This is a genomic window from Streptomyces sp. NPDC097640 (genome assembly GCF_040302705.1).
Classification (GTDB): domain Bacteria; phylum Actinomycetota; class Actinomycetes; order Streptomycetales; family Streptomycetaceae; genus Streptomyces.
In genome coordinates this window covers 36,734-49,407 of sequence record NZ_JBEOSB010000039.1, presented here as the reverse complement: position 1 = coordinate 49,407, position 12,674 = coordinate 36,734, and the positions used below count along the sequence as shown (strand labels likewise).

General features: G+C 70.5%; 10 protein-coding genes. 5 read left to right on the top strand and 5 right to left on the bottom strand.

Features of this window, described 5'->3' with window-relative positions; all coding sequences use genetic code 11:
- Positions 1-55: 55 nt before the first annotated feature.
- Positions 56-1,396 (bottom strand): UDP-glucose dehydrogenase family protein, encoded by a 1,341-nt coding sequence (locus ABTY62_RS41835; protein ID WP_352134619.1) that lies wholly within the window; start codon positions 1,394-1,396, stop codon positions 56-58.
- Between the two features lie 196 nt (positions 1,397-1,592).
- Between ABTY62_RS41835 and ABTY62_RS41830 the strand changes: the two genes are divergently transcribed.
- The gene (locus tag ABTY62_RS41830; protein WP_311729421.1) at positions 1,593-2,765 is read left to right on the top strand and encodes an acyl-CoA dehydrogenase family protein; all 1,173 of its coding nucleotides are present in this window, start codon (positions 1,593-1,595) and stop codon (positions 2,763-2,765) included.
- Positions 2,766-2,851: 86 nt separating this feature from the next.
- On the top strand, positions 2,852-3,268 hold the full coding sequence (locus ABTY62_RS41825) for a hypothetical protein (RefSeq protein ID WP_352134618.1): 417 nt from the start codon (positions 2,852-2,854) through the stop codon (positions 3,266-3,268).
- Positions 3,269-3,372: 104 nt separating this feature from the next.
- Here the strand turns inward: ABTY62_RS41825 and ABTY62_RS41820 are convergent, their stop codons facing one another.
- On the bottom strand, positions 3,373-4,716 hold the full coding sequence (locus ABTY62_RS41820; RefSeq protein WP_352134617.1) for an LCP family protein: 1,344 nt from the start codon (positions 4,714-4,716) through the stop codon (positions 3,373-3,375).
- A gap of 107 nt (positions 4,717-4,823) precedes the next feature.
- Here ABTY62_RS41820 and ABTY62_RS41815 point away from each other — a divergent pair, with 107 nt between their 5' ends.
- Both ABTY62_RS41815 and ABTY62_RS41810 read left to right on the top strand, forming a co-directional pair.
- Positions 4,824-5,372, top strand: a complete 549-nt coding sequence (locus tag ABTY62_RS41815; RefSeq protein ID WP_311729424.1) for an acyl-CoA thioesterase — start codon at positions 4,824-4,826, stop codon at positions 5,370-5,372.
- A gap of 77 nt (positions 5,373-5,449) precedes the next feature.
- Positions 5,450-6,178: a hypothetical protein gene (locus tag ABTY62_RS41810; protein WP_352134616.1), complete on the top strand. Its 729-nt coding sequence runs from the start codon at positions 5,450-5,452 to the stop codon at positions 6,176-6,178.
- On the opposite strand, the gene ABTY62_RS41805 is transcribed toward ABTY62_RS41810, so the two are convergent.
- Complete coding sequence (locus ABTY62_RS41805; protein ID WP_502997626.1) at positions 6,150-7,670, bottom strand: LCP family protein; 1,521 nt, start codon at positions 7,668-7,670, stop codon at positions 6,150-6,152. The two genes, ABTY62_RS41810 and ABTY62_RS41805, sit on opposite strands and share 29 nt — an antisense overlap.
- Before the next feature lie 148 nt (positions 7,671-7,818).
- On the opposite strand from ABTY62_RS41805, the gene ABTY62_RS41800 reads away from it, so the two are divergent.
- Positions 7,819-8,835, top strand: a complete 1,017-nt coding sequence (locus tag ABTY62_RS41800) for a glycosyltransferase family 2 protein (RefSeq protein WP_352134614.1) — start codon at positions 7,819-7,821, stop codon at positions 8,833-8,835.
- A gap of 98 nt (positions 8,836-8,933) precedes the next feature.
- Here the strand turns inward: ABTY62_RS41800 and ABTY62_RS41795 are convergent, their stop codons facing one another.
- On the bottom strand, positions 8,934-10,676 hold the full coding sequence (locus ABTY62_RS41795) for an LCP family protein (RefSeq protein ID WP_352134613.1): 1,743 nt from the start codon (positions 10,674-10,676) through the stop codon (positions 8,934-8,936).
- Between the two features lie 70 nt (positions 10,677-10,746).
- Positions 10,747-12,456 (bottom strand): LCP family protein, encoded by a 1,710-nt coding sequence (locus ABTY62_RS41790; protein ID WP_352134612.1) that lies wholly within the window; start codon positions 12,454-12,456, stop codon positions 10,747-10,749.
- Positions 12,457-12,674: the final 218 nt, after the last annotated feature.

The window sequence follows — 12,674 nt, the reverse complement described above, 5'->3', positions numbered from 1 at the left end:
CGGCGCCCGGCCGGGTCGTGGGGGATCAGGCCGTGGAGGTTCAGGCCGTGGAGGTTCAGGCCGTGGGGCGGCCCAGCGCCCGGTAGGTCCAGCCCGCCTCGCGCCACCGCTCCGGGTCCAGCGCGTTGCGCCCGTCGAGGATCCGGCGCTCCGCGACGGCCTTGCCCAGCGCCGCCGGGTCCAGCTCGCGGAACTCGGCCCACTCGGTCAGGTGCAGCACCGCGTGCGCGCCCTGCGCGGCCTCCAGCGCGCTGGGCGCGTAGGCGAGGGTGGGGAACTGGGCGCGCGCGTTGTCCATGCCCTTGGGGTCGAAGACGGTGACCTGGGCGCCCTGGAGGTGGATCTGGCCCGCGACATTGAGCGCGGGGGAGTCCCGCACGTCGTCCGAGTCCGGCTTGAAGGTCGCCCCCAGCACCGCGACGCGCTTCCCGAGGAAGCTGCCGCCGACGGCGTCGCGGGCCAGCTCGACCATGTGGCCGCGCCGCCGCATGTTGATCGAGTCGACCTCGCGCAGGAAGGTCAGCGCCTGGTCGGCGCCGAGTTCACCGGCGCGCGCCATGAAGGCCCGGATGTCCTTGGGCAGACAGCCGCCGCCGAAGCCGATCCCGGCCCGCAGGAACTTCTTCCCGATGCGGTCGTCATGGCCGATGGCCTCGGCCAGCTTGACCACATCGCCGTCCGAGGCCTCACAGACCTCGGCCATGGCGTTGATGAACGAGATCTTGGTCGCGAGGAAGGAGTTGGCCGCGGTCTTCACCAGCTCGGAGGTCGGGAAGTCGGTGACGACGAACGGCGAGCCTTCTGCGAGCGGCGTCTCGTAAACCTCGCGCAGCAGCTTCTCCGCGCGGTCGCTCGTCACACCGACCACGATGCGGTCCGGGTGCAGGGTGTCCTGCACGGCGAAGCCCTCCCGCAGGAACTCCGGGTTCCAGGCCAGCTCGGCGTCCGCCCCCACCGGGGCCAGCTCCGCCAGCCGGGCCGCGAGCCGGACCGCGCTGCCGACCGGGACGGTGGACTTGCCGACGACCAGGGCGGGGCGGCGCAGATGCGGGGCGAGGGACTCGACGGCGGCGTCCACGTAACTCATGTCACACGCGTACTCGCCGTGCTTCTGCGGAGTGTTCACACAGATGAAGTGGATGTCGCCGAACTCGCCGGCCTCCTCGTAGGAGGTGGAGAAGCGCAGCCGCCCGGTCGTCCCCTCGAACCCCGCGACATGCCGCCGCAGCAGCTCCTCCAGGCCCGGCTCGTACATGGGGGCCTTGCCGGCCGCGAGCTTCTCGATCTTCTCCGGGACCACGTCCAGGCCCAGCACCTCGAAGCCGAGCTCGGCCATGGCCGCGGCGTGTGTGGCGCCCAGGTAGCCGGTGCCGATCACGGTGATCTTGAGGGCCATGCGTGCTCCAGAAGGCGTGTGGGCGGGGTGCGCTGCATGAGCATAGTCGCGCCCGCGCGCGGGCTCCGATCCGCTGCCCCTCTCCCTGTCCCCTCCCTGCCGTCCGCTGTCGGCAAAGTCACCTGTACCTGATCAGGACGGCGCTCTAGAATTCAGTTACTTAACGGTAGTTAGCACTCAGGGGAGTGAGAAGATCTTGGCGAGTTCCATGGACTTCGACCTGTACCGGCCGTTGGAGGAGCACGACCTGCTCCGCGAATCGGTGCGCGCGCTCGCCGAGGCGAAGATCGCTCCCCATGCCGCGGAGGTCGACGAGGAGGGGCGGTTCCCCCAGGAGGCGCTGGACGCCCTGGTCGCCAATGACCTGCACGCGGTGCACGTACCCGAGTCGTACGGCGGCGCGGGCGCGGACGCCCTGGCGACTGTGATCGTCATCGAGGAGGTCGCCCGCGTCTGCGCGTCCTCCTCCCTGATCCCCGCCGTCAACAAGCTGGGCTCCCTCCCGGTGATCCTCTCCGGCTCCGAGGAGCTGAAGAAGAAGTACCTGGCGCCGCTGGCCAAGGGCGACGCGATGTTCTCGTACTGCCTGAGCGAGCCGGACGCGGGCTCCGACGCGGCAGGCATGAAGACCAAGGCCGTGCGCGACGGCGACCACTACGTCCTCGACGGCGTCAAGCGCTGGATCACCAACGCCGGGGTCTCCGAGTACTACACGGTCATGGCCGTGACCGCCCCCGAGAAGCGCTCCAAGGGGATATCCGCCTTCGTCGTCGAGAAGTCCGACCCCGGAGTGTCCTTCGGCGCCCCCGAGAAGAAGCTGGGCATCAAGGGCTCCCCGACCCGCGAGGTCTACCTCGACAACGTCCGCATCCCCGCCGATCGCATGATCGGCGCCGAGGGCACCGGCTTCGCCACCGCCATGAGGACCCTCGACCACACCCGCATCACCATCGCCGCCCAGGCCCTCGGCATAGCCCAGGGCGCCCTCGACTACGCCAAGGGCTATGTCCAGGAGCGCAAGCAGTTCGGCAAGCGCATCGCCGACTTCCAGGGCATCCAGTTCATGCTCGCCGACATGGCCATGAAGCTCGAAGCCGCCCGCCAGCTGACGTACGCGGCGGCCGCCAGGTCCGAGCGCGCCGCCGCCGGAGGCAAAAAGGAGGACCTCACCTTCTTCGGCGCCGCCGCCAAGTGCTACGCCTCCGACGCCGCCATGGAGATCACCACCGACGCGGTCCAACTCCTCGGCGGCTACGGCTACACCCGCGACTACCCGGTCGAGCGGATGATGCGGGACGCCAAGATCACGCAGATCTACGAGGGCACCAACCAGGTCCAGCGCATCGTGATGGCGCGCAACCTCCCGTAAGGCTCGTAAGGCCCGCCGCGGAACCGGCTGTCGCCTCTGGTCGTCGAAGCGTCACACAGGGGTGGAGCCACGGGCAGGGGGCAGCGGTGGGCAGAGTTCGCGTGGGGGCGCTGGTGTTGACGCTGGCGCTGGGCGGGGTCGCGTGCGGCGGGGGTGGCGGGTCGAAGGAGGATCCGCCCGCCGAGGAGCGGCTGAAGGCGCGGGAGATGGCGGGGGAGCACTGGGAGCAGGGGCCGAAGCAGCCGAAGGCGCAGGTGGCGTACTCGTACGACATGCCCAGCCACTGCGGCATCGCATGGGCGACCTTCGGCGGCAGGACCTGGAAGATCTCCGGAGTCGGCTCCGGCGTCGGCAAGCGGGTCGAGGGCGATGCCCCGGAAGGGGGCAACGCCACGGCGGGCTATATGACGCTGCTGTCCAAGGACGAGGCGGTGTTCGAGGCGGCGGGCTTTCCGCCGGTGTACTTCACGGTGACGAAGGAGACCCCGCCCACATGCGACTGACGCCCTGAGGGGCCCGGCCCGCCCGGGCCCCTCAGGCGTCTGGTGAAACGCGAACGGCTGCCGCACCCGGTTCGGTGCGGCAGCCGTTGGCGTCGGCGGAAGGCTCAGTTGCTGGAGACGGTCACCTTCTCGTCGTTCTTCAGCTCCTGCATCAGCTGCTTGACCTTCGGCATGTCCCACTGGACCGCGCTGCCCTTGGAGGTGGCCAGGCCCGGGTTGGAGACGGGCATGTTCATCTGCTTGCCGTCACCGCCGGAGACGCCCTTCATCGCGAAGAACATGTCCTTCACGTCCCACAGGCCCATGTCCTTGTCCACGATCAGCGAGTCCAGGCCGGAGCCCAGGGTCGGGTAGAGCTTGAAGGGGTTGAGGATGGTGCTCGGCGTGGCGGCCTTGTTGGCCAGCGCGGACAGGAACTTCTGCTGGTTCTTGGTGCGGTCCAGGTCGCCGCCGGCGAGGCCGTAGCGCTGGCGCACGAAGGCGAGCGCCTGCTGGCCGTCCAGCGTCTGCTTGCCCTTCTTGAAGTCCGTGCCGGAGTTCTTCTCCTTCATGTCCTGCGGGATGTCGATCTCGACGCCGCCGACCGAGTCGACGATCTTGGCGAAGCCGTCGAAGCCGATCTCCGCGTAGTGGTCGATGCGCAGGCCGGTGTTGTACTCGACCGTGCGGACCAAAAGCTCGGGGCCCGCCATGGAGAAGGACGCGTTCAGTTTGTTCTGCGAGGGCTGGTAGCGCTTGCCGGTGTCCGGGCCGGTGAAGGCCGGGATGGTGACCCAGGAGTCACGGGGCAGGCTGACCATGGTGTTCCCGTTGTCACCGACGTGCAGGAGGATCATCGAGTCGGTGCGGCGGCCGTCGGCGGAGCCGGTGTGCAGCTTCTTCTTCTCCTCGGCGGACAGGCCCTCGCGGCTGTCCGAGCCGACGATCAGGTAGTTGGTGCCCTTGCCGCCCTCCGGCCGGTCCTCGACCTTGCCGAGGTCCACCTCGCGCCGGAGCTTGGAGTCGGCCCAGAAGTACGTGCCGACGCCGACCGCGAGCAGCAGCACGAGGAAGGTGACCAGGCCGATGGTTATCCGGCGCTTCCAGTTCTTGGGCCGGGCCGCGCGCGGGGCGCCGCCGTGGCCACCGGGGCCGCCCGGTCCGCCCGGTCCGCTCGGGCCACCGGGGCCGCCCGCGCCGTGGCCGTAGACCTGGCCGGTGTTGTAGTCGTCGTCGCCGTAGCCGTCGAAGTCCTGGGACGCCTGCTGGCGCTGCTGGTGCGGGACGGGGCCGCGCGGCGACATCTCAGGGGGCAGTGGCGGCTCGGCCTGCCGCGGCGCGCCGCCGGCGCCCTGGCCCGCACGCCGCACATGCGGCATGGCGCGGGCGCCTTCCGGTTCGGCGCTGCCGCTGCCGCTGCCGTACCGGTCCCTGCGGTCGCTCGTCCATCCGTCGGGCCAATCACTCATGCAGGGAAGTGTGCCTTCCCGGGTCGTCACCCTTACAGGGCGGGTGCCGGATCGGGGCACGGCTGTTGCAGACCTGATAAGAATCGGCCCGGCATATGGTTGAGCGCATGACCATTCAGGCCTCGAATCCGGAGTCAGACATTCCGGGTAAGCCCACCTCCGCCTCGCGCACCACGCTCTCCCACATCATGACCGGCAGTGACACCAATCTCCTCGGTACCGTGCACGGCGGCGTGATCATGAAACTGGTCGATGACGCGGCGGGGGCGGTCGCCGGGCGGCACTCCGAGGGCCCCGCCGTCACCGCCTCGATGGACGAGATGGCCTTTCTGGAGCCGGTCAGGGTCGGGGACCTCGTCCATGTGAAGGCCCAGGTGAACTGGACCGGGCGGTCCTCGATGGAGGTCGGGGTGCGGGTGATGGCCGAGCGGTGGAACGAGTCCACGCCCGCCACCCAGGTCGGCAGTGCCTATCTGGTCTTCGCGGCCGTCGACGCCGACGGCAGGCCACGGGCCGTGCCACCGGTCATACCGGAGACCGAGCGGGACAAGCGGCGGTACGAGGAGGCCCAGATCCGGCGTACGCACCGGCTGGCCCGGCGGCGCGCCATCAAGGAGCTGCGCGCCCAGCGGGCCGCCGACGGCATCGAGGACTGAGCGCCCCGGCGGGGTTGCCCCCGACAGGCGCAACGGTGCGCGATCGTGCCGTCACTGTTGGTTCGTACAGTGGGCGCATGCCGCGCCTTCCCCGAGCAGGGTCCCTGGCCGTTCTGTACTTCCCCGCCACCTTGCTGCTCGTCGCCCTCGGGCTGCTGGTCGGCGGGACGATCATCAACGCGGGCGGTCTCGTCACGCTGACGGTCAGGCCCGTCCGCACGGTCTCCCCCCAGCCCAACCCCGTCCATTCCACGGCCTCGGGCACCTCGACGCCGACCACGCCGACGCGGACCGCGACGGTCAGCGGGCACCCGACGCCACCCCCGACATCACCGCCGACGCCACCGCCGACGTCGCCCCCGGCCAGCGGGCCCTCGCCGCATCAGCCCCAGCGACCCAAGCCGCAACAACCCAAGCCCCAGCAACCCCAGCAGCAACCCCAGCAGCAGCCGCCGGGCGGGCAGCAGGGGCCGACCGGGCGGGTCATGACCCCCGCGGCCCTGCACGACACGCCGGGCCTCCCCTCAGGTCTTCCCACCGGCCTCCCGTCCGGCCTCCCCGGGCCGCGGTCGGCCCAGGGGACGACGCTCCAGGCCAACTCGCCGGCGCTCCTGACCGCCTGGGTGGGCCTGTGCAGCCAGACCATCGGCATGACGACCGCCCTGATCGGGCTGTACCTGGGCCTGCGCCGCGCCGCCGGCTCGGGCCGCGGGGAGCCGCAGCCCGCCGAGAGCCGCCCCACCCGCCCCGTACGCGGCACCGGCAACCCCCGCACGCCTAGGGGCAGGCGACCTCGGCGCCAGTGACGGCCTTGGCGGCGCCCCGCTCCGCCGTGGGGTCCTCGGCCCGCACCGGGTGCACCGCCCGGAAGTCCGTGCCCAGCGTCACCCGCATCACCGACCCCTGCCGGGCCACGGGCTTGAGCCGGGCGCCCGGAAGCGCGGCCGCCAGGGAGCGCACCGAGCGGTTCCAGATCGGGTCGTACTCGATCAGCGTGTGCCGCACGCCCTGGGACGCCGCGTCCGCCGGGGCCCCGACGGTGGCGAAGCCGCCCGCGCGCAGCGCCCGCTGGGTGCGCCGGGCCAGGCCCGTGGTGTGGGTGCCGTTGAACACCTGGACCCGGACCTGGGAGGGGGGCACGTCGACCAGGGTGGCCCGCAGCCGCTTGGGGCGGCGGACGGCGAGCGGGCGGTCCTGGCGGAGGGCCCGGAACAGGCGCGCGGCCCGCACCCGGTCCCAGCGGAGCGTCGAGCCGAGGCCCTTGACCGGGGTGCCGGGCAGCCGGACCGGGACGGAGACGAACTCCGAGGACTCGACGGTGAAACCGCGCATGGCCTGGCCGAGCGCGACCATGTCGGCCGCGCCGAAGCCGCGGTCGGCGCGGACCGAGCCGAGCAGAGTGGCCGCGACCCGGCCGAACTTCACCGGGTTCAGCAGGGTGCCGCTCCCGGTGACCTGGTGGATCACGGCGGCCAGGAAGCGCTGCTGACGGCGGATCCGGCCCAGGTCGGCGGCGCCGTCGAGGTGCCGGGAGCGTACGTACTGGAGCGCCTGGCCGCCGTCCAGGGCGTGGGTGCCGGCCGGCAGGTTCAGCCCCGTGTAGCTGTCCTTGAGCGGCCGGGTCGTGCACACGGTCACCCCGCCCACCACGTCCACGGTCTTCATGAAGCTGGTGAAGTCCACTTCCAGGTAGTGGTCGATGTGCACCCGGGTCATGTGCTCGACGGTGCGCACGGTCAGGCTGGGGCCGCCCTCGGCGTAGGCGGCGTTGAGCTTCTGCGGATGCGCGGGGCGCACCCGCCCGGACGGGGTGGTGTACGCGGGGATCCGGGCGTACGAGTCGCGGGGGAGGCTGACCACGCTGGCGCGGTCCCGGTCGGCCGACAGATGCACCAGCATCATGGTGTCGGTGCAGTGGCAGGGGGCGCCGCCCAGCCGGTAGCGCCGCTTCTGCGCGGGGGTGATCTTGTCCCGGCCGTCCGTGCCGACCACCAGGAAGTTGACGCCGCGGTCGCTGTCGACCGGCCGGTCGTCGAGGCCGCCGAAGGCGTCGACCCGGTGGATGCCGGACTCCAGCTCGGCGACCAGCAGATGCCCGACACCCCCGGCGAGCAGCACCAGGGCGGCGCCGCCCGTGGCGATCCGCAGGCCCCAGCGGGGCCGGGAGGACTGCCGGGGACGCGGCGGGCGGGCCGGTGCGCTCACTGTGGGTGACCTCCGTGACGGGCGGGGCTGACGGGCCCGGCGGGGCTGACGGGCCTGCGGGGGGCTTTCGGGCCTGCGGGGCTTACGGGGCACAACCGCCGACACCGTAGGTCCATACGATGAGCGGCGCGGTGGCCCCACGCCGCCCGCCCCGCCCGCTGCCACCCGGGCGGCGCGCTCCGGCGTCCCCCATTCGCGGTAACGTGACCTTTCGAACCCACCCCCCGAGCTCCGAGGTGCCATGCCCCCGCATCAGCTCCCGGCGGTCTCCGTGATCATGCCGGTGCTCAATGAGGAACGCCATCTGCGCAACTCCGTCCGGCACATCCTGGAGCAGGAGTACGCCGGAGAGATGGAGGTGGTGATCGCCCTCGGCCCGTCCACGGACCGCACCGACGAGATCGCCGCCGAGCTGGTGCGCGAGGACCCGCGGGTGCACACGGTCCCCAACCCCACGGGCCGCACCCCCGCCGCGCTGAACGCGGCGATCAAGGCCTCCCGCCACCCGGTGGTGGTGCGGGTCGACGGCCACGGGATGCTCTCGCCCAACTACATCGCGACCGCCGTGCGGCTCATGGAGGAGACCGGCGCGCAGAACGTCGGCGGCATCATGCACGCCGAGGGCGAGAACGACTGGGAGCACGCCGTCGCCGCCGCCATGACCTCCAAGATCGGCGTGGGCAACGCCGCCTTCCACACCGGCGGCGAGGCGGCCCCGGCCGAGACCGTGTACCTCGGGGTCTTCCGGCGTGAGGTGCTGGAGCGGCAGGGCGGCTACAACGAGGAGTTCATCCGCGCCCAGGACTGGGAGCTGAACTTCCGGATCCGCGAGGCGGGCGGGCTGATCTGGTTCTCGCCCGAGCTCAAGGTCTCGTACCGGCCGCGCCCCAATGTGCGGGAGCTGGCCAAGCAGTACCGGAACTACGGCCGCTGGCGGCATGTGGTGGCCCGCTTCCACCAGGGCTCGATCAATCTGCGCTATCTGGCGCCGCCGACCGCCGTCGTGGCCATCGCGGCGGGCGTCGTGGTGGGCGCCGCGCTGACCCCGTGGGGGCTGCTGGTGCCGGGCGGCTATCTGGCGGCCATCGCGGCGGGCTCCGTCCCGGCCGGCAAGGGGCTCCCGGTGAAGGCCCGGCTCCAGATCCCGGTGGCGCTGGCGACCATGCACATGTCGTGGGGCTGGGGCTTCCTCACCAGCCCTCGCGCGCTCGCCAAGAAGGTCATCGCCAGCCGCCGCCCGGCGGTCATGAGCAGCTAGCAGCCAGTCGGCCGGCAGCCGGCGGCTGGGTACGGAGAAGGGGCCGGATCTTTGTGGGATCCGGCCCCTTCGCGCTGCTCAGAGGTGCTCGGGGAGGCTCAGAACGTGTAGTCCGGGTTGACGTCCATGCACTTCTTCTCCTCGCCGTTGATCTTGTCGTCGATCTGGGGCGCCTTGTCCTCGTCCGTGGCGTCGGACTTCGGGTAGGCCGCGCCCTCGCGCCAGTCGTTGCCGACCACCAGCGTCACCTCGGTGACCGACTGGGACTCCTTCACCGCGCTCTTCGGCAGCCCCAGCGCCTTGGCCACGGCCAGGGCGTCGCCCTGCTTGGCCTCGCCCGGGTAGTTGATGGTGGTGTCGGCCTGCGAGGTCAGCTCGGTGTTGGCCTTGGCCGCGGCGTAGCCGAGCCGGACCAGCTCATCGGTGATGGCGCTGGCCCGGCCGGAGACCGGCCCCAGGACGGTGGAAGCGGTGCCGTTCTGCACGACCACCGGGAGCTCGCCCTTGGGCTCACTGGGGGCCGGAACCTTGTCGGGCTTCTTCTTGTCCTTGCCGTCCAGCGCGGTGTCGTTGCGGATGAGCGAGAAGGTCTTCTCGGCGTCGCCGGGCTTGGGCACCACGTACTCGCCGTCGTTGCGGTACTCCCAGGGCATGGTGACCATGGTGGTCCGCTTGGTCGGCACCCGCTTGAGGTCGTTGCCGAGGTCGTACAGCTTCTTGACGGTGCCGAGGCCGCGGTCGACGGTCAGCGCGCTGGTCGCGGCCTCCGCCAGGTCCATCAGCTGGCCCGGGTCGGAGAGCTTGGTGCCGGACTTCAGCTGCCGGATCATCGACGTCATGTACATGTGCTGGGCCTTGGCGCGGCCGATGTCGGTGTTGTCCTCGAAGCCGTAGCGCGTCCGCAGCCACGCGAGCGCCTGCTCGCCCTTGACCGGGTGGGTGCCCTTGGTCAGCTTCAGACCGGAGCCGTGGCCCCTGCTGTCGTGGGAGTAGATGTTTTTGTTCACGCACACCGGGACGCCGCCGATGGCGTCCGCCATGGACACCACGCCCTTGAAGTCGACCATCATGAAGTGGTCGATGTAGATGCCGGTGAGCTCTTTCCAGGTGGCCACCGTGCAGCCGGGGCCGCCGTGCGTGAGCGACTCGTTGATCGGCGCGAACGTCTTCTCGTAGACCTGGTCGTCGTCCGGGTCGGTGCACTTGGGGATGGTGACCCGGGTGTCGCGCGGGATGCTGATCACCGACATGTTGCTGCGGTCGGCCGAGACGTGTATCAGCATCTGCACATCGGCGAGCCCCTTGCGGCCGACGTCCGCCTTGGCGCCGCCGAGCTTGAGGTTCTCCTTGTCGTTCCGGCTGTCCTGCCCGATCAGGAGGATGTTGAGGGGACTCTGGCCCGCGGCGTTCGGCTCCGGCTTGGTGAGGTTGCTGTCGCCGAGGTCCAGATCCTCCTTCCTGATGTTGCCGTTCAGGTGCTGGTAGTAGAGATAGCCCGCGCCGGCGGCGCCGACTATCAGCACGGCCAGGGTCAGCGCGGTCCAGCGCAGTATTCGCACGCCTCGGCTCCTTTTGCGGCGCGGCCCCTTGCCCTTGCGGCGGCGTCCGCCGCCCTGCGCCTCGGTACGGGAGGCGCGCCGGGACTCCGCGCGGCCCCCGCCGGCCCCCGCACCGGCGGCGCCCGCGGCGTCCTTGGCTCCGGCGTCCCCGCCGCCCTCGGCCCCGGCGTCCTGCGGTGCCCTGGTCCCGTCTTCCTCGCGTGGTTTGCGGTCCCCGCCCCCGTCGCGGGGGCCGGGCGCCCGCCGACGGGCGCCCTCCCCCCGCACACTGCTCTGCCGCACCGGGCCTCCCCTGTTCATCAATGGTGGTTCCGGCCCGATGGGTGCAGCATGCTCCGATGGCCGGGTGTGATCACTTGGCGCAGACGCTCTTGTCGTCCGCCTCGACCCGCTGGATGTCCTTCGGCGCCTTTGCCGGAGCGCTGATCGGTGTGCCGGCGCCCTTGAAGTCCGCGCCGAGGGTCAGGGTCATCTCCGCCATGGGGGCAGCGTCCTCGGTGCCCTCCTTCAGCGCGGAGGCCGGCAGGCCCATGCTGTCGGCCAGGCGGCGCGCCTGGTCGGCCTGGTTCGGCGCGTACTCCAGCGTGGTCTTCTTCAGCTCCGCCGAAGCGTTTCCGCCGTTGCTGGAGCGGATCATCCCCTTGATGTTCTGCATCCAGTCGACGGTCTCCTGAGCCGCGCCCATCTGCCCGCTGCCGTTGAGGACCTTCACCCGGACGTTCGCCGGGTCGGCCTTGGGGCCCTTGAGCTTGGCGGCCTGCTTCGCCTTGTCGGCCTTCTCCTTCTTCTTCACCTCGGTCAGCGAGACATCCTGCCTGACCATGGCGAACAGCGGTTCCGCCTTGGCCTTGTCGAGCAGCACCGTCGCGCCGTCGGTGTTGTCGTACACGGGGACCGTGACGAAGGTGACGTTCTTGAGATCGACCTTGCTGAGGTTCAGCGCCAGGTCCTTCAGCTTGTTCACGGTGCCGATGCCGGTGTCCACCGTGAGCGCCTTGGTGGCGGAGTTGGCCAGGTCCCACATCTTCGTGGGGCTGGTCAGCGTGCCGCTGGACTTCATCTTGCGCATCATCGAGCTGAGGAACTGCTGCTGGAGCTTGATCCGGTCCAGGTCGCTCTCGTAGCCGACGCTGTGCCGGGTCCGGACGAACGCCAGGGCGTCCTCGCCCTCGATGGTGTGCCGGCCCTTGCTCAGCTTCAGATGCGACTTGGGGTCGTCGATGTCCTTGCCCAGACAGACCTCGACCCCGCCGACCGCGCTGGAGAGCGTCTTGACGGCGTTGAAGTCCGCCATCATGAAGTGGTCGATCTCCAGCCCGGTGAGCTTCTCGACCGTCGCCCAGGTGCAGCCGGGGTCGCGCCCCTTCTGCCCGAGGCTGGTGTTGAAGCGGACCTCCCGATCGCCGGAGATCTTCTTGCGCGAGCCGTCCTCCTGCTTGGTGGAGCACTCCGGGACGTCCGTGATCATGTCGCGCGGAATGCTCAGCGCGGTGGCGTTCGTCCGGTCCTCGGAGACATGGAAGAGGAGGGTGGTGTCGGCATGTCCGACGCTACCCGCGTCGCCATAGCCCTCGTTGCCCTTGCCGTCGCGCTTGTCGGTGCCGATGACCAGGATGTTCATCGGGCCGTCGCTGACCGCGGCGTTGTTCTCGCCGACGTCGACCTTTTTGATGTTGCCGTTGAGGTGCTGGTAGACGAGGTACGCCGCGACGGACCCGCCGACCAGGATGAAGGCGAGGGTGCCGCTGGTCCAGTACAGGACCTTCTTCCCCTTGGACTTCTTCGGTTTCGGCTTGCGGCGGCTGGTGGGCCCGGTCGGCTTCTCCGCCTTCTCCGATTTACCCGCCGCCCGGCGCCGCCCGCGGGACGGCGGCGGCTCGGGATCGGGTTCGGGGGCGCGGCGACGGCTCCGGGGTCTCGGGGCCGGCCGCTCCTGGGGAGAGATGTCTGCCGGGTCTCCGGCAGGATTCAGCCGCAGCTCATAGCTGCCGGTGTTCGGGTCGAACACCCACTGATCGGCGGGATCGAAGTCATCCGCCTGCCCATGGCCTTGCGCGTCCACGGTCCCCTGAGTCCTCCGTTGGTGCCACGCGGCGCCTCCCCCTCAAGGCGCTCGGTCGATCGTCAAAAAATAGTGCGCGGCCACCTGCTAAGCGCACCGGATCGCTCACACTATCCGCCCAGTTCAGCGTCAAGCGACGCTGGTGACAAATTCCACTTCCCTACAACTGGGCAATCTGCCCAATCCTTTCGAGAACTCTGGGGAACTGTTGAGCGTAC